General features: G+C 69.0%; 21 protein-coding genes, 2 tRNA genes and 2 pseudogenes. 14 read left to right on the forward strand and 11 right to left on the reverse strand.

The window, feature by feature from the left end; all coding sequences use genetic code 11:
• Both ACFYZ8_RS42825 and ACFYZ8_RS42830 read left to right on the forward strand, forming a co-directional pair.
• Positions 1–192 (forward strand): annotated as a pseudogene (locus ACFYZ8_RS42825) (TetR/AcrR family transcriptional regulator); the annotation flags it as partial.
• Between the two features lie 367 nt (positions 193–559).
• A complete protein-coding gene (locus tag ACFYZ8_RS42830) occupies positions 560–754 on the forward strand; it encodes a hypothetical protein (RefSeq protein WP_388540502.1) in 195 nt (64 codons plus the stop codon).
• A gap of 96 nt (positions 755–850) precedes the next feature.
• On the opposite strand, the gene ACFYZ8_RS42835 is transcribed toward ACFYZ8_RS42830, so the two are convergent.
• Positions 851–1606, reverse strand: a complete 756-nt coding sequence (locus ACFYZ8_RS42835; protein WP_388540505.1) for an SDR family NAD(P)-dependent oxidoreductase — start codon at positions 1604–1606, stop codon at positions 851–853.
• Between the two features lie 168 nt (positions 1607–1774).
• On the opposite strand from ACFYZ8_RS42835, the gene ACFYZ8_RS42840 reads away from it, so the two are divergent.
• The gene (locus ACFYZ8_RS42840; protein ID WP_388540508.1) at positions 1775–2638 is read left to right on the forward strand and encodes a helix-turn-helix domain-containing protein; all 864 of its coding nucleotides are present in this window, start codon (positions 1775–1777) and stop codon (positions 2636–2638) included.
• 549 nt (positions 2639–3187) lie between these two features.
• On the opposite strand, the gene ACFYZ8_RS42845 is transcribed toward ACFYZ8_RS42840, so the two are convergent.
• Positions 3188–3274, reverse strand: a tRNA-Leu gene (locus ACFYZ8_RS42845).
• A gap of 465 nt (positions 3275–3739) precedes the next feature.
• Here ACFYZ8_RS42845 and ACFYZ8_RS42850 point away from each other — a divergent pair.
• The 6 genes from ACFYZ8_RS42850 to pknB all read left to right on the forward strand — a co-directional run bounded on the left by ACFYZ8_RS42850 (position 3740) and on the right by pknB (position 11923).
• Positions 3740–4618 carry a DUF3662 and FHA domain-containing protein gene (locus ACFYZ8_RS42850; RefSeq protein WP_359033743.1) on the forward strand — a complete coding sequence of 293 codons (879 nt, stop codon included), beginning with the start codon at positions 3740–3742 and terminating at the stop codon, positions 4616–4618.
• Positions 4619–4628: 10 nt separating this feature from the next.
• On the forward strand, positions 4629–5141 hold the full coding sequence (locus ACFYZ8_RS42855) for an FHA domain-containing protein (protein ID WP_280850468.1): 513 nt from the start codon (positions 4629–4631) through the stop codon (positions 5139–5141).
• Between the two features lie 98 nt (positions 5142–5239).
• Positions 5240–6805 carry a Stp1/IreP family PP2C-type Ser/Thr phosphatase gene (locus tag ACFYZ8_RS42860; RefSeq protein ID WP_388540731.1) on the forward strand — a complete coding sequence of 522 codons (1566 nt, stop codon included), beginning with the start codon at positions 5240–5242 and terminating at the stop codon, positions 6803–6805.
• 27 nt (positions 6806–6832) lie between these two features.
• On the forward strand, positions 6833–8287 hold the full coding sequence (locus tag ACFYZ8_RS42865) for an FtsW/RodA/SpoVE family cell cycle protein (protein ID WP_388540512.1): 1455 nt from the start codon (positions 6833–6835) through the stop codon (positions 8285–8287).
• Positions 8284–9756, forward strand: coding sequence for a peptidoglycan D,D-transpeptidase FtsI family protein (locus ACFYZ8_RS42870; RefSeq protein ID WP_388540515.1), 1473 nt, complete (start codon positions 8284–8286; stop codon positions 9754–9756). Before ACFYZ8_RS42865 ends, ACFYZ8_RS42870 begins: the two co-directional genes overlap by 4 nt.
• Positions 9757–9925: 169 nt before the next feature.
• A complete protein-coding gene (gene pknB / locus ACFYZ8_RS42875) occupies positions 9926–11923 on the forward strand; it encodes a Stk1 family PASTA domain-containing Ser/Thr kinase (RefSeq protein WP_388540518.1) in 1998 nt (665 codons plus the stop codon).
• Between the two features lie 196 nt (positions 11924–12119).
• Here pknB and ACFYZ8_RS42880 read toward each other — a convergent pair whose 3' ends face one another.
• The 6 genes from ACFYZ8_RS42880 to ACFYZ8_RS42905 are packed head-to-tail and all read right to left on the reverse strand — an operon-like array spanning position 12120 to position 16370.
• Complete coding sequence (locus ACFYZ8_RS42880; RefSeq protein WP_359033754.1) at positions 12120–12857, reverse strand: class E sortase; 738 nt, start codon at positions 12855–12857, stop codon at positions 12120–12122.
• Between the two features lie 13 nt (positions 12858–12870).
• Complete coding sequence (locus ACFYZ8_RS42885; protein ID WP_388540521.1) at positions 12871–14028, reverse strand: class E sortase; 1158 nt, start codon at positions 14026–14028, stop codon at positions 12871–12873.
• Positions 14025–14663: an aminodeoxychorismate/anthranilate synthase component II gene (locus ACFYZ8_RS42890; RefSeq protein WP_359033758.1), complete on the reverse strand. Its 639-nt coding sequence runs from the start codon at positions 14661–14663 to the stop codon at positions 14025–14027. The genes ACFYZ8_RS42885 and ACFYZ8_RS42890 overlap by 4 nt, the downstream gene beginning before the upstream one ends.
• Entirely contained in the window at positions 14660–14821 is a 162-nt protein-coding gene (locus ACFYZ8_RS42895) for a hypothetical protein (RefSeq protein ID WP_359033760.1), read from the reverse strand. The genes ACFYZ8_RS42890 and ACFYZ8_RS42895 overlap by 4 nt, the downstream gene beginning before the upstream one ends.
• Before the next feature lie 52 nt (positions 14822–14873).
• Positions 14874–15563 (reverse strand): class E sortase, encoded by a 690-nt coding sequence (locus ACFYZ8_RS42900; protein WP_388540524.1) that lies wholly within the window; start codon positions 15561–15563, stop codon positions 14874–14876.
• A gap of 27 nt (positions 15564–15590) precedes the next feature.
• A complete protein-coding gene (locus ACFYZ8_RS42905) occupies positions 15591–16370 on the reverse strand; it encodes a DUF881 domain-containing protein (protein WP_388540527.1) in 780 nt (259 codons plus the stop codon).
• Between the two features lie 140 nt (positions 16371–16510).
• On the opposite strand from ACFYZ8_RS42905, the gene crgA reads away from it, so the two are divergent.
• Positions 16511–16765: a cell division protein CrgA gene (crgA, locus tag ACFYZ8_RS42910; protein ID WP_007383302.1), complete on the forward strand. Its 255-nt coding sequence runs from the start codon at positions 16511–16513 to the stop codon at positions 16763–16765.
• A 264-nt stretch (positions 16766–17029) separates the two neighbouring features.
• On the opposite strand, the gene ACFYZ8_RS42915 is transcribed toward crgA, so the two are convergent.
• Together ACFYZ8_RS42915 and ACFYZ8_RS42920 are read right to left on the reverse strand one after the other, a co-directional pair.
• On the reverse strand, positions 17030–17917 hold the full coding sequence (locus ACFYZ8_RS42915) for a rhomboid family intramembrane serine protease (RefSeq protein ID WP_359033767.1): 888 nt from the start codon (positions 17915–17917) through the stop codon (positions 17030–17032).
• A gap of 105 nt (positions 17918–18022) precedes the next feature.
• On the reverse strand, positions 18023–18556 hold the full coding sequence (locus tag ACFYZ8_RS42920) for a peptidylprolyl isomerase (RefSeq protein ID WP_351989054.1): 534 nt from the start codon (positions 18554–18556) through the stop codon (positions 18023–18025).
• A gap of 242 nt (positions 18557–18798) precedes the next feature.
• Here ACFYZ8_RS42920 and ACFYZ8_RS42925 point away from each other — a divergent pair, with 242 nt between their 5' ends.
• Complete coding sequence (locus tag ACFYZ8_RS42925) at positions 18799–19500, forward strand: DUF5324 family protein (RefSeq protein WP_359033770.1); 702 nt, start codon at positions 18799–18801, stop codon at positions 19498–19500.
• 150 nt (positions 19501–19650) lie between these two features.
• Positions 19651–20601, forward strand: coding sequence for a glycoside hydrolase family 26 protein (locus ACFYZ8_RS42930; protein WP_388540530.1), 951 nt, complete (start codon positions 19651–19653; stop codon positions 20599–20601).
• Between the two features lie 165 nt (positions 20602–20766).
• Here ACFYZ8_RS42930 and ACFYZ8_RS42935 read toward each other — a convergent pair.
• Positions 20767–20839: transfer RNA gene (locus ACFYZ8_RS42935), tRNA-Ala, on the reverse strand.
• 184 nt (positions 20840–21023) lie between these two features.
• Between ACFYZ8_RS42935 and ACFYZ8_RS42940 the strand changes: the two genes are divergently transcribed.
• Positions 21024–21572 (forward strand): DNA-binding protein, encoded by a 549-nt coding sequence (locus ACFYZ8_RS42940; RefSeq protein WP_031036313.1) that lies wholly within the window; start codon positions 21024–21026, stop codon positions 21570–21572.
• 251 nt (positions 21573–21823) lie between these two features.
• Positions 21824–23176, forward strand: a pseudogene (locus ACFYZ8_RS42945) (serine/threonine-protein kinase); the annotation flags it as partial.
• Between the last annotated feature and the right edge of the window lie 615 nt (positions 23177–23791).

Raw genomic sequence — 23791 nt, forward strand, 5'->3', positions numbered from 1 at the left:
GCCGACTGCCTACGAGCGGCCCAGCGCAACGGCGACATCGACCCCGACGCGGACCCCGACGACCTCGCCTACCTCCTGCTGACCATCATCCGCGGCAGCGATGTCATGGGCGCGGCCGGCCACACTCCCGACCGCCTGACCTCGATCGCGGAAAGCGCATTCGCACTCCTGCCCCGCCCCCGCCACCCCTGACAAGGACACAGCCGATCTCGCCGCGCAGGCACCTGATGCGGCCGGCCCACATCGACGCCGCCGAAGCACGGCCCGCAGGTTCACGCACCGCCGGGCGGTCGCCTGGGCGGCCGGCGAAGAACCGCGCCCGCATCCAGCAGCGTCACCCGGCGCTCGCGGCACACGACAACTGCGACCACAACCGCCATAGTCCCCGCGAGGCCAGTAGGCAGCGCAGGGACGCCCGGCTGCCGTACACCTCCACCCACTCCCGGCCGAGGGCGATTGCGCCTTGCCCCGTGGAGAGCACCGCCTCCCACGTTCAGTGACCCGCCGTTGGTGACCGCTAGATTTTCTCACCGAAGGTTGAGTGATCGTTTAGGTCTGGATGCTGCACAAGTATGACTGCCTCCTACCGATCCCCGGATCACACAAGCCCAGCCGCATCGAAGAAAACCTCGGCGCCGCGGACGTCGACCTCACCGAGGACGAGTTCAGCCGCATCGAGGCCGAAGCCGCCACCGTCAAGGTCCATGGCCACCGCACTGACGTCGACATCGCCAAGCTCGCGGACCTCGACTGAGCGGTGATCGATCAGCGCGTCGGGGGGAGGCTCAGGATCGCCGGCGGTGGCGTCGTTCGTGAGTCGTCCGACGCTGACTGCTCAATCCGACGTGGGTCACCACGGGAGGTCCACGCCTTCCCAGAGCGTGAAGGTGCCGGTGGGTCCGTCGGCTCCGAGCCGGGCGACGCGCACGATCTCGCGGGCGGCCTCCTCGGCCGACTCCATGCCCTCGAAGTTGACCAGTGCGGTGTTGGCGAACCCCGGCGAGACGAGGTTGACTTTGACGTCGGTGTCCTCCAGTTCGATCATCATCGCCAGCGTCACGGCGTTGAGCGCCGTCTTCGACGCGGCATAGACGGGTTCGAATGTGGAGCGGTACGGGAAGTCCGGGCCAGCCATGGTTGTCAACGAGCCGAGTGCGCTCGTGACGTTCACGACGCGCGCAACAGGCGATTCGCGAAGCAGCGGCAGCATGGCCTGGAATACCGCCAGGGGACCGAAGACGTTCACCTCCCACACAGCCCGCACCTCATCGAGGGGGACGGTGCTCGCTTTCGACACTGCCCGGAGCTCGGACAGATCACGCACATCGGTGCGGGTGGTGGAGATGGCGGCGTTGTTGACGAGGAGGTCGAGTCGGCCGGTCTCGTCGCGGATCCGTTCGGCGGCCGAGGCGATCGACGTCGTGTCGGTCACGTCGAGCTGGAGCGCGTTGGCGCCCTCACCGATCTCTGCGGCTGCCTTCTCGCCGCGGGCGAGGTCGCGGGACCCGACAAACACGGTCACCCCATCGAAGACCAGCTCCTTCGCGACCTGCTTGCCCATGCCTTGGTTGGCTCCGGTGATCAGAGCAATACGGTTCGTAGGCACGAGGGCCCTCCTTCGGCTGACGTGGCGATGACGAACGAGCGCTCGTGCCAGTGCGCGTCGCGCTCTGTGACAACCGTGCGGCCCTCCCGGCCGACGGAGAAGGCCACCTCGATCCTGGGAGTGGCAGGACCAGGCAACGTCAGTCCGCGGGAACTATCGTCAACGAGTGTGACGAACGCGGCAGGCTCGGGGCGCGAGAACAGGCTCGGCGACTACTTGCGCGCTCGGCGGGAACTGGTGGCCCCGGAGACTGTCGGTCTGCCTGAGGACGAACGACGTCGAGTGCCGGGGCTGCGCCGCGAAGAAGTCGCCCTGCTCGCCGGCATCAGCTCGGACTACTACCTCCGGCTCGAGCAGGGGCGCAACCGGAATCCCTCGGTGCAGGTGCTCGAAGCCATCGCACGTGTGCTGCAACTCGACGAACCCTCCACCGAGCATCTCCTCAAACTGAGCGCCACGGCGCCACGTCGGCGTCGAGCACCCCGCCGCGAGACAGTCATCCCCCGCATCATGGAGCTCCTCCGCTCGATAGAGATGCCCGCGTTTGTCGCGGGGCGCTACATGGACGTGCTCGCGAGCAATCCGCTGGCGCACGTCCTCTCGCCGGAGCTCCGACCCGGTGAGAACCTGCTGCGTGCTGCATTCCTCGACGCGGATGACCGAATACACCTCGATCGAAACGACATGGTCGCGATGTTCCGCAAACGCGTCGGAGCCGATCTCGACGATCCACGGGCCGTGCAGCTCATCGGAGAACTGTCACTGGCAAGCGAAGCGTTTCGGCAGGCGTGGGCCCGCCACGATGTGCGGCCGGCCCGGGGCGGTCCCGTCCGCATCGATCACCCGCAGGTCGGTCCGATGGAGCTACACCTCTCCAAGCTCGCCGTCGACGACACCGGCGACCAGACGCTCGTCATCTACCACCCCACCGACACGCACCCGGAAAGCGCGGACCGGTTCACGCTGCTCGCGTCTTGGGCCGCAGAAACGCGACCCGTACGAGAGGAAGACGTCCGCGCGGTGGACGACTGACACCCCTCACCGTCGGCCCGGGAGCCGGAGCCAAGCAGTGGCAGGCCCTGGAGTACGGCGGCCCGGAATGGCAGAAGATCTGCTTCCGGCTCCGCAACAGCGTCGAGGGCTACAACGGCTACACCAAGAACCCCCTCGCCGAGCATCGAAGCCGCCGGCTCCCGTCGCATCCGCGGCATCGCGGCCCAGACGATCCTCCTGGCCTTCCAGCTCGCCCATGCCAACCGCCGCAAGATCATGAAATGGCTGGAGACGCTCGCGCTCGGCGAACGCCCCCGGCGCCGCACCCACCACAGGCGGAAGACCAAGGAACCCGGGACCTGGACACCCACCGGCCACCTGCCGTCGGCCGCATGAACCGGCCGAGGTCACCACAGCACCACCCGGAGAACAACCAGCAGCTCACATAGCAGGGCCCCGGCCGTGAGATACCTCACCGCCGGGGCCCTGCCGCGTCCCTGTCCGGGCCGCAGTCCATCACCACAACGAGGAACGGGCCCCCACCGGTGACTTTCGTCACTGGTGAAGACCCGTTCCGTCGGTTCTTCCTGGTGCGCGAGGGGGGAGTTGAACCCCCACGCCCTTGCGGGCACTGGAACCTGAATCCAGCGCGTCTGCCTATTCCGCCACCCGCGCATTGGGTGTGTCCTCGGGCCCCTCGCCTTGCGGTGCGGCGCCTTCCGACACGCAGAACATTAGCACGCTGGAGGGGGTGGGTTCACATCCCATATCCGTGGGCAGCCGCCCACCAGCGGCTTCTGTTGCGGTCGCCCGAACCGGGGTGCCGTCGGCCACGTATCAGCCTGTGCTTGTTCACGTATCAACCTCGTACCGGTAGCGCCCGTCTCCCCGGGAGCCGGTAGGGGTCCACAGTCAGGTGCGGGACACTGGTCTGCGGCCACCTCTACGATCCTTGACAGAGGAGTTCGACTGTGGAGTTCGAAGTCGAGCTCCACAGGGAACTTCGGAGGCGTCGACACCCGTCGACCGTGCCGACAGGGGGAACCAGCCGATTCACCGGCGCGTGGATACGATCAGTAAGCACTACCAGGTAAGCAGCAGGCGCAGTACCCAGGACGGCAAGGACGGAGGAGGTGCCTCATGGGAGTCCTGAAGAAGTTCGAGCAGCGTCTCGAAGGTCTGGTCAACGGCACCTTCGCCAAGGTGTTCAAGTCCGAGGTCCAGCCCGTGGAGATCGCGGGCGCGCTCCAGCGGGAGTGCGACAACAACGCGACCATCTGGAACCGCGACCGCACGGTCGTACCCAATGACTTCATCGTGGAGCTGAGCACGCCGGACTTCGAGCGGCTCAGCCCCTACTCGGGCCAGCTCGGCGACGAGCTCGCCGGCATGGTGGGCGACTACGCCAAGCAGCAGCGCTACACCTTCATGGGCCCGATCAAGGTCCACCTGGAGAAGGCCGACGACCTCGACACCGGTCTGTACCGGGTACGCAGCCGTACGCTCGCCTCCTCCACCAACCAGCAGGCCCCCGGCCCCGCGGCCCCGGCCGGACGGCCCGGCGCACCGGCACCCGGCGGCTACGGCTACCCCCCGGCCGCCCCGGCGGGCGCCCCGCCCATGCCGGCCGCCCCGCCTCCCGGCCGTGGCGCCCCCGGCGGCTACGGCTACCCGCAGCCGGCCCAGGCCCAGCGCCCCGGCGCCGGCGGCCCGGTCGGCGCGCCCGCGCCGGGCTCCCGCACCCGCCACTGGATCGAGATCAACGGCACCCGCCATCAGATCTCCCGCGCAACGCTGGTGCTGGGCCGCAGCACCGAAGCCGACGTGCGGATCGACGACCCCGGCGTCTCGCGCCGGCACTGTGAGATCCGGACCGGAACGCCCTCGACGATCCAGGATCTCGGGTCCACCAACGGCATCGTGGTGGACGGGCAGCACACCACCCGCGCTACGCTCCGCGACGGCTCGCGGATCGTCGTGGGCAGTACCACCATCATTTACCGGCAAGCCGAAGGGTGAAGCGGGGGCAATGTCAGAGCTGACCCTCACGGTCATGCGGCTGGGTTTCCTGGCCGTACTGTGGCTGTTCGTGATCGTGGCCGTGCAGGTCATCCGCAGCGACCTGTTCGGTACGCGCGTCACCCAGCGCGGCTCGCGCCGGGAGGCAGGCCGGGCCCAGCAGGCCCAGCGCCAGGCGCCCCCGCAGCAGCGCCAGCAGCCGGCCGCCGGGGGCCGCCAGCGCCGTAACGCCCCCACCAAGCTCGTCGTGTCCGAGGGCACCCTCACCGGCACCACCGTCGCGCTCCAGGGGCAGACCATCACGCTGGGCCGGGCGCACGACAGCACCATCGTGCTGGACGACGACTACGCCTCCAGCCGGCATGCCAGGATCTACCCGGACCGAGACGGCCAGTGGATCGTCGAGGACCTGGGCTCCACCAACGGCACGTATCTCGACCGGAGCCGGCTGACGACCCCGACACCGATTCCGCTGGGCGCGCCGATCCGCATCGGCAAGACCGTCATCGAGCTGCGGAAGTAGTGCTACATCATGAATAGGCGCGAGCGGAGCGAGCACGCGGCGTGGGCCCCCACCCCGGGTCCCGGCGCGCTCCCGACCGGAGGGTGGGCACCGTGCGGATGTACCCGGAGCCGACGGGCGAGGTGCGCATGAGTCTGTCACTGCGCTTCGCCGCCGGATCGCACAAAGGCATGATCCGGGAGGGCAACGAGGACTCCGGATACGCCGGGCCGCGCCTGCTCGCCATCGCCGACGGCATGGGCGGCGCCGCCGCCGGCGAGGTCGCCTCCTCCGAGGCCATCTCCACCATCGTCGCCCTCGACGACGACGTCCCCGGCTCCGACGTCCTGACCTCCCTCGGCGTGGCCGTCCAGCGCGCCAACGACCAGCTGCGCTCCATGGTCGAGGACGACCCCCAGCTCGAAGGCATGGGCACCACGCTGACCGCCCTGCTGTGGACCGGCCAGCGGCTCGGCCTCGTGCACGTCGGCGACTCGCGCGCGTACCTGCTGCGCGACGGCGTCCTCACTCAGATCACCCAGGACCACACCTGGGTGCAGCGCCTGGTCGACGAGGGCCGCATCACCGAGGAAGAGGCCACCACCCACCCCCAACGCTCCCTGCTGATGCGGGCGTTGGGCAGCGGCGAACACGTCGAGCCGGACCTGTCCATCCGCGAGGTCCGCGCCGGTGACCGCTACCTGATCTGCTCCGACGGCCTCTCCGGCGTCGTCTCGCACCAGACGCTCGAGGACACCCTCGCCAGTTACCAGGGCCCCCAGGAGACCGTGCAGCAGCTCATCGAGCTCGCGCTGCGCGGCGGCGGCCCCGACAACATCACCGTCATCGTCGCCGACGTCCTCGACCTCGACACCGGCGACACCCTCGCCGGGCAGCTGTCCGACCAGCCCGTCGTGGTCGGCGCGGTCGCCGAGAACCAGAACCACCTGCACGACAACGGCATCATGCAGACCCCCGCGGGCCGCGCCTCCGGGCTCGGCCGCCACGGCCAGGGCGGGGGCGGGGGCGGCGAGTACGGCGGGCCCGGCTCGTCCGACACCACCGGCTACATCCCCGCGGGCAGCTTCGGCGACTACTCCGACGACGACTTCGTCAAGCCCCGCAAGGGCCGCAAGTGGCTGAAGAGATCCTTCTACTCGGTCCTCGCGCTCGCCGTCATCGGCGGCGGCCTGTACGGCGGCTGGCGCTGGACGCAGACCCAGTACTACGTCGGCGTCAACGGCGAGCACGTGGCGCTGTACCGGGGGATCAGCCAGGACCTGGCGTGGGTCTCGCTCTCCAAGGTGTCCAAGGACCACCCCGAGATCGAACTCAAGTACCTGCCGCCGTACCAGCAGAAGTCGGTCGAGGGCACCATCGCCGAGGGCGGCCTGAAGACGGCCCAGAAGAAGATCGACGAACTGGGCGTCCAGGCCTCCGCGTGCAAGAAGCAGGCAGAGGCGCAGGCCACGGAGAGCAAGAAGAACTCCAAGACGGGCGAGGGCCAGGCCGGCGGCACCACGGGAACCACTCGGTCCTCCCTGGCGTCCAAGGCCACACCGACCCCGACGAGCACGACCTCCCCGTCCCCGAGCGCTTCCGCATCCCCGACGCCCACTCCCACCCCCGGCCCCACCCTCTCGGACGAGGAGAAGCAGGTCGTCGGGAACTGCGGTACGCAGTAGGCAAGCCGTGAGAGGCCCTGTCACACGATGAGCAGCAGTACTTCGAACACGTCGACGCACCACACGTCCACGATCGGCGCGATCGGCGCACCGAGCCGCCGCAACACCGAGCTGGCGCTGCTGGTGTTCGCCGTCCTCATCCCGGTCTTCGCCTACGCCAACGTCGGCCTGGCCATCAACGACCAGGTCCCCACCGGGCTGCTCAGCTACGGCCTGGGACTCGGCCTGCTGGCCGGCGTCGCCCATCTCGTCGTCCGCAAGTTCGCCCCGTACGCGGACCCGCTCATGCTGCCGCTGGCCACCCTGCTCAACGGCCTCGGACTCGTCGCGATCTGGCGCCTCGACCAGTCCAAGCTGCTCCAGCAGATCCACGTCGCCGGCGGCAAGGCCACCAACCAGCTGATCTACACGGCGATGGGCATCGCCCTGTTCGCCGTCGTCCTGGTCTTCCTCAAGGACCACCGGGTCCTGCAGCGCTACACCTACATCTCCATGGTCGGCGCGCTGGTCCTGCTGCTCCTCCCGCTGGTCCCGGGCCTCGGCGCCAACATCACCTACGGCGCCAAGATCTGGATCCAGGTCGGCAGCTTCACCATCCAGCCCGGCGAGTTCGCCAAGATCGTCCTCGCTGTGTTCTTCGCCGGCTACCTCATGGTCAAGCGCGACGCGCTCGCCCTCGCCAGCCGCCGCTTCATGGGCCTGTACCTGCCCCGCGGCCGCGACCTCGGCCCGATCATCGTCGTCTGGATGATCTCGATCCTCATCCTGGTGTTCGAGACCGACCTCGGTACCTCGCTGCTGTTCTTCGGAATGTTCATCATCATGCTGTACGTCGCCACCGAGCGGACCAGCTGGATCGTCTTCGGTCTGCTGATGTCCGCGGCCGGCGCCGTCGGTGTGGCCAGCTTCGAACCGCACGTCCAGACCCGTGTGCAGGCCTGGCTCGACCCGATGCGCGAGTACACGCTCAGCCGCAACGGCAGCAGCGACGGTCTCGTCCACTCCGAGCAGGCCATGCAAGCCCTGTGGGCCTTCGGCTCCGGCGGCACCCTCGGCACCGGCTGGGGCCAGGGCCACTCCGAACTGATCCGCTTCGCCGCCAACTCCGACTTCATCCTCGCCACCTTCGGCGAGGAACTGGGCCTGGCCGGCCTGATGGCGATCCTGCTGATCTACGGCCTGATCGTGGAGCGCGGCGTACGCACCGCCCTCGCCGCCCGCGACCCCTTCGGCAAGCTCCTCGCCATCGGCCTGTCCGGCGCCTTCGCGCTCCAGGTCTTCGTGGTGGCCGGCGGCGTGATGGGCCTGATCCCCCTGACCGGTATGACGATGCCCTTCCTGGCCTACGGCGGCTCCTCCGTCATCGCCAACTGGGCCCTCATCGGCATCCTGATCAGAATCAGCGACACCGCGCGCCGCCCGGCGCCCGCCCCCGCCCCCAGCCCCGACGCCGAGATGACCCAGGTGGTCCGCCCGTCATGAACAAGCCCCTGCGCCGGATCGCGATCTTCTGCGGCCTCCTGGTCCTGGCCCTGCTCATCCGCGACAACTGGCTCCAGTACGTCAAGGCCGACGCCCTCAGGGAGGACCCGGACAACCGCCGGGTGCTGATCGCGCGGTACGCCACCCCCCGCGGCGACATCATCGTCAACGGCAAGTCCATCACCGGGCACGCGGAGACGACGTCGGGCGACTTCAAGTACAAGCGCACCTACAAGGACGGCGCGATGTGGGCGCCGGTCACCGGCTTCGTCTCGCAGTCCTACGGCGCCACCCAGCTGGAGTCCATCGAGGACGGCATCCTCACCGGCAACGACGACCGGCTCTTCTTCCGCAACACCCTCGACATGCTCACCGGCAAGCCGAAGGAGGGCGGCAACGTCGTCACCACCCTCAACGCCGCCGCGCAGAAGGCCGCCTACGACGGTCTGAAGAAGCAGGGCGGCAAGGGCGCGGTCGCCGCCATCGAGCCCTCCACCGGCAAGATCCTGGCACTGGCCTCCTACCCGTCGTACGACCCGTCGTCGATCGCCGGCGGCAGCGACTCCGACGCCGAGGCCTGGAAGAAGCTCGACAAGAAGAACAACCCCGACGACCCGATGCTCAACCGGGCGCTGCGCGAGGTCTACCCTCCCGGCTCCACCTTCAAGATCGTCACCGCGGCCGCCGCCCTCCAGAACGGCCTGTACACCCAGGCCGACGAGAAGACCAAGTCGCCGCTGCCGTGGACCATGCCGGGCACCACGACCCAGCTGAAGAACGAGGGCAACATCCCCTGCGAGAACGCCACCATGCGGGTCGCGCTCCAGTGGTCCTGCAACACCGTCTTCGGCAAGATCGGCTCCGACCTCGGCAACGACAAGATGCTGGAGGAGGCCAAGAAGTTCGGCTTCGACGAGGAGCAGTTCACGCCGGTCCGCTCCAGCTCCTCGGTCTTCTCCGACGACATGGCGCCCTCCGAGGTCGCGCTCTCCTCGATCGGTCAGTTCAACACCGCCGCGACGCCGCTCCAGATGGCCATGGTCGCCTCGGCCGTCGCCAACGACGGCACCCTGATGAAGCCGTACATGGTCGACTCGCTCCAGGCCCCCAACCTCGACCCCCTCGAGCAGACCGAGCCGGAGAAGATGAGCGAGCCGCTGTCCCCGGAGAACGCCCAGATCCTCCAGTCGATGATGGAGACGGTCGTCGAGAAGGGCACCGGTACCACGGCGAAGATCCAGGGCGTCACCGTGGGCGGCAAGACCGGTACCGCCCAGCACGGCGAGAACAACAGCAAGAACCCCTACGCCTGGTTCATCTCGTACGCCAAGGTCGGCGACAGCGCGCCGGTCGCCGTCGCCGTGGTCGTCCAGGACGACAACGCGGTCCGCGAGAACATCTCCGGCAGCGGCCTCGCGGCCCCCATCGCCAAGAGCGTCATGGAGGCGGTCATCGACTCCAAGAAGTGACCCCGCTCACGTCGCCTCCACATCGGCGCACGTTGCGATACCGGTCCTGTATCGGGTGACGCACTTGGCCAGGTCACACAAAGCTAGCCGGGTACGGTAGGCCCGGAGTGCAGCCTCCGACGGCACACACGTGCCGGTCGGGACCGACGGAGAGGGCTGGTAGGAAGCTATGGAAGAGCCGCGTCGCCTCGGCGGCCGGTACGAGCTGGGCCAGGTGCTCGGCCGTGGTGGCATGGCGGAGGTCTACCTCGCCATGGACACGCGCCTCGGCCGCACCGTGGCGGTGAAGACGCTGCGCGCGGACCTCGCGCGCGACCCGTCCTTCCAGGCCCGGTTCCGCCGGGAGGCCCAGTCGGCCGCCTCGCTCAACCATCCCGCGATCGTGGCGGTCTACGACACGGGCGAGGACTACATCGACGGGGTCTCGATCCCGTACATCGTCATGGAGTACGTCGACGGCTCCACGCTCCGCGAACTCCTGCACTCCGGCCGCAAGCTGCTGCCGGAGCGCTCCCTGGAGATGACCATCGGGATCCTCCAGGCGCTGGAGTACTCCCACCGCAGCGGCATCGTCCACCGGGACATCAAGCCGGCCAACGTGATGCTCACCCGCAATGGCCAGGTCAAGGTCATGGACTTCGGCATCGCCCGCGCCATGGGCGACTCCGGCATGACCATGACCCAGACCTCCGCGGTCATCGGCACCGCCCAGTACCTCTCCCCGGAGCAGGCCAAGGGCGAGCAGGTCGACGCGAGGTCGGACCTCTACTCCACCGGCTGCCTCCTCTACGAGCTGCTGACGGTACGGCCGCCCTTCGTGGGCGACTCCCCGGTGGCCGTCGCCTACCAGCACGTACGGGAAGAGGCGCAGCCCCCGTCGGTCTTCGACCCCGAGATCACGCCCGAGATGGACGCCATCGTCCTCAAGGCCCTGGTCAAGGACCCCAACTACCGCTACCAGTCCGCCGACGAGATGCGCGCCGACATCGAGGCCTGCCTCGACGGCCAGCCCGTCGCGGCCACCGCGGCCATGGGCTCCGTGGGCTACGGCGGCTACCCGGACGACCAGCCGACCACGGCCCTGCGCTCCGACGCCGGCGCCACCACCATGCTCCCGCCGATGAACCCGGACGACGGCGGCTACGGCTACGACGACCGCCCCGACCGGCGCCGCCAGAAGAAGTCGAACACCTCGACGATCCTGCTGGTGGTGGCGGGCATCCTGGTGCTCGTCGGCGCGATCCTGATCGGCAAGTGGATCTTCAGCGGCGGCGGCGCGGGCAACGACCAGGTCACCGTGCCGAACCTCGTCAACCAGCCACAGGCCGACGCCACGAAACAACTGGGCAACATCGACCTGAAGGTCGGCGAGATCACGCAGAAACCGTGTGAGAACACGGCCAAGGGCAACGTCTGCGAGCAGAACCCGACCGGCGGCACCAAGGTCGACAAGAACACCGCCGTCAGCATCGTGGTGTCCACCGGGGCGCCCAAGGTGGCCGTCCCCAGCGTCCTCGGTCTGGACGTCGACAAGGCCACGCAGACGCTGGAGGACGACCAGTACCAGTTCGTCGTCAAGACCAAGCAGCAGGTGTCCACCGAGGAGGCGGGCACCGTCCTGAACCAGGACCCGAAGCTGGGCGCGGAGGTGGAGAAGGGTTCCACCGTGACCCTGACCATCGCCAAGGCCGAGGCGAAGTCCACGGTGCCGGACGTCGCCGACCGTACCTGTGACGAGGCCAAGGCACAGATGCAGGCCAACAACCTCGTCGGCAACTGCACCGAGATCGAGACCGACGACACCAACAAGATCGGCAAGGTCATCTCGACCACACCGCAGGCCGGCACCCAGGTCGACAAGAACTCGGCGGTCAACATCCAGATCGGCAAGCCGAAGGACAAGACCGAGGTCCCGGACGTCAGGAACCGCACGGTCGCGCAGGCCCGGCAGATCCTGAACAGCGCCGGCTTCACGAACATCCAGTTCGCGAACGGCAGCGACACGAGCGACACCGCGATCGTGCTCCAACAGGACCCGGGCGCGGGCAACGAGGTCGACGACCCGGGCAACACCCAGATCAACCTGACCACCGTGAGCTTCGGCAACGGCAACAACAACGGCGGCGGGAACAACGGCGGAGGCTTCTTCGGAGGCGGAAGCGGCTGATCGCCGCCTGCGGCCCCAGCACCGAGAAGAGCCGGACCCTGTACGGGGTCCGGCTCTTCGTTGCCATTCGCTCACTCGTAGTCGACCATCGTGCCGAACTGGCGGCCAACGGATACCGCAGTCGCGCTCCGCATCCTGCCGAAGCGGAAAGGCCCGAAGCCGCAAGAGCAAGTTGCGGCTTCGGGCCTTCTCCATGCTAGGTGAGTTCCTTCGGCAGCGTCCGCTCGCTGTCCACCTTCTCCGTGCGGACCAGCTCCCCCCACACCACATACCGGTACCGCGACGTGTACACCGGCGTGCACGTCGTCAGCGTGATGTAGTGGCCGGCCTTCTTCTTGCCGGACTCCTTGGGGATCTGGCCCAGGACCTTGACGTTGTACTTCGAGGTCTCGGGGAGGACGGCGTAGACCTTGTAGACGTACCACTCGTCCTTGGTCTCGAAGACGATCGGGTCGCCCTTCTTGACCTTGTCGATGTTGTGGAACTTCGCCCCGTGGCCGTCGCGGTGCGCGGCGAGGGTGAAGTTGCCGGTCTTGCCGGTGGTGGGGAGCGTGGCCTTGACGGGGTCGGTGTAGTAGCCGGCGACACCGTCGTTGAGGATCTTCGTCGAGGTGCCCTTCTCGACCAGGACCTCGCCGTTCCTCATCGCGGGGACGTGCAGGAAGCCGATGCCGTTCTTGGTGTCCAGCGCGCCGGGACCGGTGTCCCGGTTCTGCATCCAGCTGTCGCGGACCTTGTCGGCTTCCTTGTGCGCCGCGCGGTCGGCGACGACGTTCGTCCACCACAGCGAGTAGACGACGAACAGGCCGAGCACCAGGCCTGCCGTGATGAGGAGTTCACCGAAGAAGCTGACCGCCATGGCGATCCGGCCGGCGCCGCGGCGGCGCGGCGCGGGAGTGCCGGTGTTCTGCTCTTGGTCGGTGGTCGCTGCCACTAGTCATCTGCCCTTACTGGACGAGCGCATCCGGCTTGCCCTTGCTGCGCGGCCGTTCCTCGACCATCTTGCCCCAGACGATCAACCGGTACTTGCTGGTGAACTCCGGCGTGCAGGTGGTGAGGGTGATGTAGCGGCCGGCCGTGGTGAAACCGGATCCCTTCGGGATGGGGTCGATCACGCTCGTGTTGCTCGGAGACGTCACCGGCAGCGTCGACGTCATCTTGTAGACGAAGTACTCGTCCTGCGTCTCCACGACGATCGCGTCACCCGGGCTGAGCTTGTTGATGTAACGGAAGGGCTCGCCGTGTGTGTTGCGGTGCCCGGCGAGGGCGAAGTTGCCGGTCTTGGCGTCGGGCATCGCCGTCTTCAGGGCGCCCTCGCTGTAGTGCCCGACCATGCCCTTGTCGAGGACCTTCTTGTTGCTGACGCCCTCGGCGATCGGCACGACGACATCCAGCTTGGGGATGTGCAGCAGGGCGAAACCCTGGCCCGGCTCGAAGGTGCCCGGGGCGCCCTTCCCGCTCGCCCAGTCGTTCTGGAGGCTGCTCGCCTCCTTGTCCGCCGCCGCGTGCGCCCGCACGTTGGTCCACCACAGCTGGTAGCTGACGAACAGCAGCATCAGCACGCCGGTGGTGATGAACACCTCGCCGATCGCCCGGCTCGCGACGACCGCCGCGCCCGGTTTGCGCGCCTTGGCCTGCTTGCGGGCCTCCACGCGCGAGAGCGGCCTGCCGTCCGGCGAGTCCGGCGAGTCCTGCTCCGGCTGCGCTTCAGGGGCGGCCGCACCGCCATGACGCCCGTGACGGCGCTTGGCGGCCTTTCTGCGGGCCGCACGGCCACCCTGTGGGGATCCAGTGGCGGATGTGACGGAAGAGGCCGCAGAGGCGGATATGGGGGGCGGAGGCGGATCGGGTATCCGCAGCGCCACCGTCTCGTCGTCGGCCGGGGGCACATACGGCGCCGCCGCCCCACTCGACGACGCCCCGCCGAACGACTCCTCGGTGTACGGCTCCTGGACGTACGGCTCCTCCACGCGATGCTCTTCGGCGTAGGAGGCACCGCCCACGGGCCCCCCGCCGTACGCGTCCCCGCCGTAGGCATCACCGCCGTAGGACTCGTACGACGCGTCGCCGTACAAGTCCTCGCGCTCGGGGCGCAGGGCCGTCACGCCGTGGCCCTGCCCACCACCGGGGCGAGCCCCGCCGACCTCGCCACCGCGCCCTGGTCCCCGCACTCCACCAGCCAGTTGGCCAGCATCAGGTGACCGTGTTCCGTCAGCACCGACTCGGGGTGGAACTGCACACCCTCGACCGGGAGTTCACGGTGCCGCAGCCCCATGACGATCCCGTCGTGCGTCCGCGCGGTGACCTCCAGCTCGGCAGGCACCGTCGCCGGCTCCGCGGCCAGCGAGTGGTACCGGGTCGCCGTGAACGGAGTGGGCAGCCCGGCGAAGACCCCGCGGCCCTCGTGCTCGACCAGCGACGTCTTGCCGTGCAGCAGCTCGGGAGCGCGGCCCACGACACCGCCGTACGCCACCTGCATCGACTGCATGCCGAGGCAGACACCGAAGACGGGCACCCCGGTAGCGGCGCAGTGGCGCACCATCTCGATGCAGACCCCGGCCTCCTCCGGCGTGCCGGGACCGGGCGAGAGCAGGACACCGTCGAAGCCGTCCTGGGCGTGCGCCGTCGACACCTCGTCGTTGCGCAGCACCTCGCACTCCGCACCCAGCTGATACAGGTACTGGACCAGGTTGAAGACGAAGCTGTCGTAGTTGTCGACGACGAGAATGCGCGCGCTCACTGGTTGTCCACCGTCACATCGTTGAAGGGCAGCAGCGGTTCGGCCCACGGGAACACGTACTGGAACAGGACGTAGACCACAGCAACGACCAGCATGAGTGAGAGCAGCGCCTTCACCCACACGTTCCCCGGCAGATGCCGCCAGATCCAGCCGTACATGCCGTCCCTTCCGTCGCACCACGGCACCACACACACGCCGTACCGCACCAGACTAACGGCGCAGGGCAAGAGGCTTGCCGTCCTCCACAGGCTGTGTGGAGTCCAGGTGTGCCCAGACGATCAGCCGGTGACTGTGTCCCCACTCCGGATCGCACGTGGTCAGCGTGAGATACCGGCCGGGCCGCGTGTACCCGGATTTACGTGGCACAGGATCGATCACCTCAATGTCGGCGGGCACGGTTTTGTAAGGCCCTTTGTCGATCCGATACGTGAACCAGGTCGTTCCGTCGGTCAGCACGACCGCGTCCCCGCGCCGCAGCCTCGGGAAGTCCTTGAAGGGATCGCCGTAGGTCCGCCGGTGCCCGGCGACCGCGAAGTTGCCCTGCTGCCCGAGCTGCACGGTGTTGGCATAGTGGCCGAGGCCCTTCTTCAGGGTGCCGACCTCGGTGCCCTCGAGCACGGGCTTGTTCCACGTGAAACCAAGCCGCGGGATGTACATGATCGCGAAGGGCTTCCCGCTCCTGTACGGCGCCAGCCGCGCCGGAGCGGCGGACGCACCCGCGGTCGCCTTCGGCTGCCGCACGCTCCCCTGCGACCACTGGCTCTGCAACTGGTCGATCTGGTCGTCCATGACGGTGTCGGCCTTCACACCGGTCCAGAACAACACGTAGACGACGAACAACACGATCAGGGCGCCGACGGTGATGCACAGCTCGCTGACGGTCCTGACGACGACACGCACCGGCGGCTCCAGGGGCTCACACCGTGCTCACTCCACGGGCTTGGCGTACTGCAGATCCACTGTGCCCGAGTAGCCGGGAAGAGTCACCGTGCCGTCGTCGGCGACATTCCAGCCGAGGCCGTAGACGTTGACGTAGACCATGTAGTTCTGGATCGCCTTGGAGTCCGCGAGCGCCTGCTTCAGCTTCCCGGGGTCACCGACCGCCTGGATCTTGTACGGCGGCGAGTAGACGCGGCCCTGGAGGATCAGGGTGTTGCCGACGCAGCGCACGGCGCTGGTGGAGATCAGCCGCTGGTCCATGACCTTGATCCCCTTGGCGCCGCCCTTCCACAGGGCGTTGACCACGGCCTGCAGATCCTGCTGGTGGATGACCAGGTAGTCGGGCTGCGGCTCGGGATAGCCGGGGAGCTTGGCGGTGGCGTTCGGCGGGGCGTCGTCGAGCGTGACGGTGACCGCCTTGCCCTTGAGCTTCTGGGTGCCCGCCCGGTCCTCCAGGGCGGCGAGCTTGGCGTCCTCGGCCTTGGTGCTGCCGTCGTCGCGCTCGGCGAGCGACTCGACGTCCCGGCGCAGCGAACCGTTGGACTCGTCGAGCTCGCCGTTGTTGCGGCTGCGCTCCTGGATGAGGTCCGAGAGCTTCAGCATCGAGGCGTCCGTGCGGATGTCGGTGCCCTTGGCCGTGTTGAAACTCGTGAAGAAAATGAGCCCCGCCAGAGCGAAGACGCCCGCCGTGAGCACCCTCACCGGCCGGAAACCCCGCCTGTGGACAGGACTGGATCCGGACTGGGGGGAGTCGGCAGAATTGCTCAACGTACCCTTATCTCCTTCGGCGCCGCGGAAGCACTACGCTAACGGACGCCCGGGGGAGCGCTAAGAGTCCCCTTGTACGCTGCCCGGAGCCCGACCAGTTACCTGCGCGGCCACGCAGCGCATCGACAGGAGAGACCCTCGTGCCGAAGTCACGTATCCGCAAGAAGGCCGACTACACGCCGCCGCCGGCGAAGCAGGCGACCGCCATCAAGCTGAACAGCCGCGCCTGGGTCGCGCCTGTGATGCTGGCCATGTTCCTCATCGGGCTCGCCTGGATCGTCGTCTTCTATGTGACCGACGGCTCACTGCCCATCGATGCTCTGGACAACTGGAACATCGTGGTGGGCTTCGGTTTCATCGCCGCCGGATTCGCCGTCTCCACCCAGTGGAAGTAGCTCTCCCCAGGGGTTTCCGCTGAGTTATCCACAGCCTGAGCGATTTCCACAACAGGGCTGGGGAAAAGACGACGATCTGTGGATAACCCCTCTGACGTTGACGCCGGTACGACCATCGCACCAACGTCGCAAGCTTGTTCGCCCCCTGCCTGACCTGCGTAAACACGGGTCAGCGACAGGGGGCACAGCTGTTCCCGAACTCTATGCACAAGATCCGGGACTCTCTGTGGACAACGCCCGGCTCAGAAGGGTCGTACGGCCCCGTCAGGTCAGCTGAGCGGTTCTGAACAGGGTCATGCCCACGACGACCAGCAGGACCAGCGCACAGGTCCCGTACTGCACCAGCGCCCGCCGCTCACGCGGGGCGTGGACCATGCCGTAGCCCGTGATGAGCCCGGCGACGAGGCCGCCGATGTGGGCCTGCCAGGAGATGTTGAACGCCGGGTTGAAGGTGAAGATCAGGTTGATCACCAGGAGCGCGATGATCGGGCGCAGGTCGTAGTTGAGCTTGCGCATCAGCACGGCGGTCGCGCCGAAGAGGCCGAAGATGGCGCCGGAGGCCCCGAGCGTGGCCGTGCTCGGGGAGGCGAGCAGATAGGCCAGGGCGCTGCCCGCGAGGCCGGAGACGAAGTAGACCGCCAGGTAGCGGGCGCGGCCGAGGGCGGCTTCGAGGGGGCCGCCGAGCCACCACAGGCTCAGCATGTTGAAGCCGATGTGCCAGTACTCCTGGTGCGCGAACATCGAGGTCACCAGGCGGTAGTACTGCCCGTCCGCGACTCCCTCGGTGGGCTGGAACGGCGCCGGCGGCCAGGCACCGATGAGGCTGAGGTCGGTCGCGAGGGACGCCTTGGCCTGGATGGCGATGAACACCGCGACGTTGATCCCGATCAGGATCTTCGTGAACAGCCGGGGATCGGCCGTGACCGTACCGCCCGCGATGGTGCGGGGCCTGGCCGCGGCCGGAGCGGGCCCGCTGCCGCCCCCGTCGCGCACGCACTCGGGGCACTGGAAGCCGACGGAGGCACTGACCATGCACTCGGGGCAGATCGGGCGCTCGCAGCGGGTGCAGCGGATGCCGGTCTCACGGTCCGGGTGCCGGTAGCAGCCAGGCAGGTTCTGGGCCTCCGGTGTGCTGCCCGCCTCCTGATTCATGCCATCCCCTAAGTCGCCCTGAGTCGTCGTGCCCACGTGCACCGCCCCGCTCATCCTTACGGTTGAGCGGGGCGAATGGTTCCCTTCGTGGCGGTTGCCCCGGGCTCAGCCCTGGCGGGTCTCCACGACGACCTGCTCGATGACGACGTCGTTCACCGGGCGGTCGTTGGGGCGCGTGGTCTTGACGCCGGCGATGGCGTCGACGACCTTCTGGCTGGCCGGGTCGGTGACCTCGCCGAAGATGGTGTGCTTGCGGTTCAGCCAGGCCGTCGGGGAGACGGTGATGAAGAACTGCGAGCCGTTGGTGCCCGGCCCCGCGTTGGCCATGGCGAGCAGGTAGGGCTTGTTGAAGCCGAGGTCGGGGTGGAACTCGTCCTCGAACTCGTACCCGGGGCCGCCGATGCCGGTGCCCAGCGGGTCGCCGCCCTGGATCATGAAGCCGCTGATGACCCGGTGGAAGATCGTGCCGTCGTAGAGCCTCTTGGTGGACTTCTCACCGGTGCCGGGGTGCGTCCACTCGCGCTCGCCCTGGGCGAGTTCGACGAAGTTCTTGACCGTCTTCGGGGCGTGGTTCGGCAGGAGCCGGACTTCGATGTCGCCGTGGTTGGTCTTCAGGGTGGCGTAAAGCTGCTCGGCCACGATCTGCCTTCCGTTGTCTTCTTGTGCCCGACCGATCCTCGCACGGATCCGGCCGAGGAGGGTCCGGGCAGGGGCGCGGAGCGGCGATCCGTGGCATTGTCGTCGACAAGCTCCTGTTGCCACGTATTCATCCGTTATTGATCCGGATGCCCGCCCTCAGGTGCCGGGCTGCACTCCGGCAGGCATGATCCGTAAAAGGGTGGAAAGTCGAATTACCGTACGCCACCGAGGAGGAGGATCCCGTGACCCGCATCGACAGCGTGCGCGCCGCGACCGGCTCGGCGAAGGACAGCGTGCTGCACGCCGCGGAAGTGGTGGCGCCCTACGCCGACACGGCAAAGGACAAGGCCTCGCACTACGCGACGGAGGCACGCGTACGGCTCGCGCCGAAGGTCTCCCAGGCGACCGAGCAGGCGCGTGTCCAGTACGGCGCCCATGTGGCGCCGCGTCTGGAGCAGGCTCGTACGCATGTTCCGCCGAAGGTCGACCAGGCCGCCCACGAGGCCGCAGTCCGCACCCGCAAGGCGGCCCGGCAGGCCGCCGACTACTCCCGTCCGAGGATCGAGCAGGCCGTCGCCGCGGCCGGCCCGGTCCGCGAGGAGGCCACGGCCCGCAGCGTGGCCGCTCTGGCCGCCCTGCGCGGTCAGATCACGCCCAAGGAGGTCCAGAAGCTGGTCCGCAAGCACGAGCGGCGGGCCCGCGCTGGACGTCTTGCCCGGGCGCTGGCGGTCGTGGGCATCGTCGCGGGGGGCGCCTTCGCCGCATGGAAGTGGTGGGACAAGCAGGCCAACCCCGACTGGCTGGTCGAGCCGCCCGCCGCGACCGAGGTGCCCGAGACGGGCCGTCTGACGTCCGTGGACGGCAGCGGCCAGTCGGTCCTGGACCCCGAGGTCCAGGCGAAGGAGGCCGAGGAGGACGCCGCGCAGCACGACGAAGGGCGCTGACGCCGATACCGGCGTGTACCAGCGGTGGGGCGGATACTTCTCCGCCCCACCGTCGTGTTCACCCGACGGTGTGGCCGCGCCGGTACGGCGGGGCTCCGGTGCGTCACAGTCGCGGGGACACGTCTTCCTACCGGATGGACCGCCGCCCTGATGAAGCCCTCGCGCCGCGGGCCGCTCGCCCTCGCCGCCGTACTGCTGCTCCTGGCCGCGGCCTGCGCCCCCCGCGCCCCCGAGCCCGCGGCGGCTGTCGCGTACGGCGCCTACGTCGGCTACGAGCCCGCCGACATCGGCCGTCTCGGTGAACTCGGCGCCTGGCTCGGCGGGCCCGCGCCCCGGGTCGGGCACGTGTACCTGCCCGGCGACCGCTGGAGCAACATCGAGGGCGCGCCGCGCTACCTGGAGTCCTGGGCGGCCTGGCGACGGGCGGACGCGCGGCGGATGTTCGTCCTGAACGTGCCGATGCTGGAACACACGGAGGCCCATCTCCACGACAGCGCGGTCCGCGAACAGCTCCGGCGCGGCGCGAACGGCGACCACGACGGCCATTTCCGCACCCTGGCCCGGCGGTTGACGTCTCTGGGCGTCCCGGACACGGTCGTCGTCCTCGGCTGGGAGATGAACGGCACCACCTACACCCACCGCTGCGGCCCCGATCCGGCCGCGTGGAAGGCGTACTGGACGAGGATCGTGCGCGCGATGCGCTCGGTGCCCGGTCAGCGCTTCCGCTTCGAGTTCACGCCCACCCGCGGCCGCGACGCGATCCCGTGGCCGCGCTGCTACCCGGGCGACGAGGTCGTCGACATCGTCGGCATGGACGCCTACGACGCCCCGCGCGGCCTTGCCTTCTCCGACCAGGTGACCGAGCCGTATGGCCTGCGCGCCCACGTCCGCTTCGCCCGCGCCCACGGCAAACCCTTCTCGTACCAGGAGTGGGGCCTGTACGAGAACGGCGACAACCCGGCGTACATGCGCGGCATGCTCACCTGGTTCGCCCGCCAACGCCCGCTCTACCAGGCCGTCACCGACTACTGCCCGCACGGGGTGTGGGGCTGTGGCGCCCATCCGAGGTCGTCGGCGGTGTACCGCTCGCTGATGCGGTAGTCCGGTACGGGGGGGGCGGGGCCGCTCTGGCCGGTTCCAGTGCGTACTGCGGCCGCCGGGTACCGGCCGGAGGCCCGCCGCGGCAGGCCCCGCCGGACCGCTCCCACCGCGCGCACGAAAAACCCCTCCGCCCGCGTATCCGCAGGTCGGAGGGGTCTTTTGAAGTGGAGCCTAGGGGAGTCGAACCCCTGACATCTGCCATGCAAAGACAGCGCTCTACCAACTGAGCTAAGGCCCCGGGAAGAGGGACGTCCGCCGGAAGAACCACTTGCCGGTGGGCGCCGCAGACCAGAGTACCGGGTCACCCCCGGTATTCCGCAAAAAGATTGGGGGTCCCCGCGAACGACCACTCTCCGTAAGATGCTCGGCGTGGTTCGCTGTCGCGAACCACGGTTTTTTGGGGAAGCGATGGGGAGACGCACATGGACGCCGCACAGCAGGAAGCGACCGCAAGAGCGCGGGAACTGCAGCGGAACTGGTACGGGGAGCCGCTGGGGGCGCTCTTCCGCAAGCTCATAGATGATCTCGGCCTCAACCAGGCTCGTCTCGCGGGGGTGCTGGGACTGTCCGCTCCGATGCTGTCGCAGCTGATGAGCGGTCAGCGGGCGAAGATCGGCAATCCCGCCGTGGTCCAGCGGGTGCAGCTGCTGCAGGACCTGGCGGGGCAGGTCGCGGACGGCAGCGTGAGCGCGGCCGAGGCGACCGAGCGCATGGACGAGATCAAGAAGTCGCAGGGGGGCTCGGTGCTCAGCAACACCACGACCACGACGAGCAGTTCGGGCGCGCCGACGGTCAAGCGGGTCGTCCGCGAGATCCAGTCGCTGCTGCGTTCGGTGGCCGCCGCCGGGGACATCATCGACGCGGCCGACACTCTCGCCCCGACCCACCCGGAACTGGCAGAGTTCCTCCGGGTCTACGGCGCCGGCCGCACCTCGGACGCGGTCACGCACTACCAGTCCCACCAGAACTGAGCCGTCCCGTCCGGCCGCCGAAGGGGTTCGGCAGCCGGGTGAGGAGGCGGTACGAGGTGCCACGCAGGCGCCTCGGAGGAGCGCGGGGGGTCGCGCTCCTCACCGGGGGGTGACACACGGGGGTGTGTCAGCCACCGAGGAGACGAGGAACACGGGGCCGTATCTCTCATCCGGGAGGCCACGAGGGGTCGTATCGCTCATCACGGGGGAAGCAACGGGGGTAACCGCAGGGGGAGGAGCGACGCGCAGTCATGGGTGAGGTGTTCGCCGGCCGGTACGAACTGGCCGATCCGATCGGACGCGGAGGCGTCGGCGCCGTCTGGCGTGCCTGGGACCACCGGCGCCGCCGATATGTGGCCGCCAAGGTCCTGCTCCAGAGCGACGCCCACTCCCTGCTGCGCTTCGTCCGCGAACAGGCCCTGCGGATCGACCACCCCCATGTCCTCGCGCCCGCGAGCTGGGCCGCCGACGACGACAAGGTCCTGTTCACCATGGACCTCGTCGCCGGCGGTTCGCTGGTCCACCTGATCGGCGACTACGGCCCCTTGCCGCCCGCTTTCGTCTGCACCCTGCTCGACCAGCTCCTCGCGGGGCTGGCCGCGGTGCACGCGGAAGGCGTGGTGCACCGGGACATCAAGCCCGCCAACATCCTGCTCGAAGCCACCGGCACCGCCCGCCCGCGGCTGCGGCTGTCCGATTTCGGCATCGCCATGCGGCTGGGCGAACCCCGCCTGACCGAGACCAACCTCGTCGTGGGCACCCCCGGCTATCTCGCCCCCGAGCAGATGATGGGCGCGGAACCGGACTTCCCCGCCGACCTGTTCGCCGTCGGCCTGGTCGCCCTGTACCTCCTGGAGGGCGCCAAGCCCGACGCCAAGGCACTCATCCAGTACTTCGCCGCCCACGGCACCCCCGGCGCGCCCCATGGCGTCCCCGATCCGCTCTGGCAGGTCGTGGCCTCCCTCCTTCAGCCGGACCCCCAGGCCCGCTTCCGCACCGCCACGGGGGCCCGCAAGGCCCTCGCAGCGGCCAGAGAACTCCTCCCGGACCCCGGCCCCGACGACGAGTCCATCGAGATCTTCGACCAACTCGGCCCACTCCCACCGGGCTTCGGCCCACAGGGACCGCTGAAGCAGGCACCGGGCGTCGACCCGAACAGGACGCGCGGCGGGTCCGGTACGGGGGGAGGGGCTGCGCGCTTCGGGGCGAGTGCCGGAAGCAGGACGGCTTTCGGCGGCGATGGAGGCAGTGGGGTTCCTTCTCGGGGTGGCGGCGGAAGCGCGAGGGGGTTTTCCGACGGCGGAGGGAGTGAGGGGGCGTTCTGGCGGGGGGCCGGCGCTGATGGTGGAGCGGGGGCCGGGTCCCCTGGGGTCGGTGATGCTGCTGGTGCTGGGCCCGGCGCTGGATCGGGTGCCGATGTGAGGTCCGGCGGTGGCGCTGGACCGAGTCCCGGCTCCCCTGGGTCCGGTGATGCTGCTCGGCCTGGGCCCGGCGGTGGGCCGGATGCCCGTGAGGGGTTCGACGGTGGAGCTGGGCCCGGCGGTGGCGCTGGACCGAGTCCCGGCTCCCCTGGGTCCGGTGATGCTGCTCGGCCTGGGCCCGGCGGTGGGCCGGATGCCCGTGAGGGGTTCGACGGTGGAGCTGGGCCCGGCGGTGGCGCTGGACCGAGTCCCGGCTCCCCTGGGTTCGGTGATGCTGCTCGGCCTGGGCCCGGCGCTGGATCGGGTGCCCGTGAAGGGTTCGACGGTGCTGCTGGAGCCGGCGCCGGGGGCGGTGCCGGTGACGCGGGCAGGGTTCCGTCGTGGCCCGGCCAGGGCGGCGAGGTGGGTGCTCGGTCCGGTGAGCCGGGCGGGGCATCCTCCTGGTTCGGTGAAGGAAACGGAGTGGGATCGCCGCCGGCTGAAGCGGGTGCGGTCTTTTCCGGTGCCGACGCAGGGGATGGGTCGGCCCCTTCCCAGCGTGAGGGCGTATACAGAGCTCCCGCCCAGGCTGGAGAGGCCGGCGCGGCTCCCTCCTGGTCCGACGGAGGCAACGGCACGGAATTCCGGCCCGGTCAAGCGGGCGAGGCCTCCTTCCCGGCCGACGAAGGAGGCAACTCGGCCGCCTACCGGCCCGGAGACACGGGCGGGACTCCCCCCTGGTCCGGCGAAGGCCACAGGACGGGGCCCTGGCCCGGTCAAGCGGGCGAGGCCTCTTTCCGACCCGGCGAAGGAAACGGT

This window comes from Streptomyces sp. NPDC001668 (assembly GCF_042893155.1).
Classification (GTDB): Bacteria; Actinomycetota; Actinomycetes; order Streptomycetales; family Streptomycetaceae; genus Streptomyces.

What these genes read in the sequence shown, in the direction of transcription:
- ACFYZ8_RS42855 (WP_280850468.1), top strand. Translation starts at nt 4,629, where the DNA reads ATGTCAGAGCTGACCCTCACGGTCATGCGGCTGGGTTTCCTGGCCGTA.
- ACFYZ8_RS42940 (WP_031036313.1), top strand. Translation starts at nt 21,024, where the DNA reads ATGGACGCCGCACAGCAGGAAGCGACCGCAAGAGCGCGGGAACTGCAG.
- pknB (WP_388540518.1), top strand. Translation starts at nt 9,926, where the DNA reads ATGGAAGAGCCGCGTCGCCTCGGCGGCCGGTACGAGCTGGGCCAGGTG.
- ACFYZ8_RS42915 (WP_359033767.1), bottom strand. Translation starts at nt 17,917, where the DNA reads ATGAATCAGGAGGCGGGCAGCACACCGGAGGCCCAGAACCTGCCTGGC.
- ACFYZ8_RS42860 (WP_388540731.1), top strand. Translation starts at nt 5,240, where the DNA reads ATGTACCCGGAGCCGACGGGCGAGGTGCGCATGAGTCTGTCACTGCGC.
- ACFYZ8_RS42870 (WP_388540515.1), top strand. Translation starts at nt 8,284, where the DNA reads ATGAACAAGCCCCTGCGCCGGATCGCGATCTTCTGCGGCCTCCTGGTC.
- ACFYZ8_RS42850 (WP_359033743.1), top strand. Translation starts at nt 3,740, where the DNA reads ATGGGAGTCCTGAAGAAGTTCGAGCAGCGTCTCGAAGGTCTGGTCAAC.
- ACFYZ8_RS42895 (WP_359033760.1), bottom strand. Translation starts at nt 14,821, where the DNA reads ATGTACGGCTGGATCTGGCGGCATCTGCCGGGGAACGTGTGGGTGAAG.
- ACFYZ8_RS42930 (WP_388540530.1), top strand. Translation starts at nt 19,651, where the DNA reads ATGAAGCCCTCGCGCCGCGGGCCGCTCGCCCTCGCCGCCGTACTGCTG.
- ACFYZ8_RS42865 (WP_388540512.1), top strand. Translation starts at nt 6,833, where the DNA reads ATGAGCAGCAGTACTTCGAACACGTCGACGCACCACACGTCCACGATC.
- ACFYZ8_RS42830 (WP_388540502.1), top strand. Translation starts at nt 560, where the DNA reads ATGCTGCACAAGTATGACTGCCTCCTACCGATCCCCGGATCACACAAG.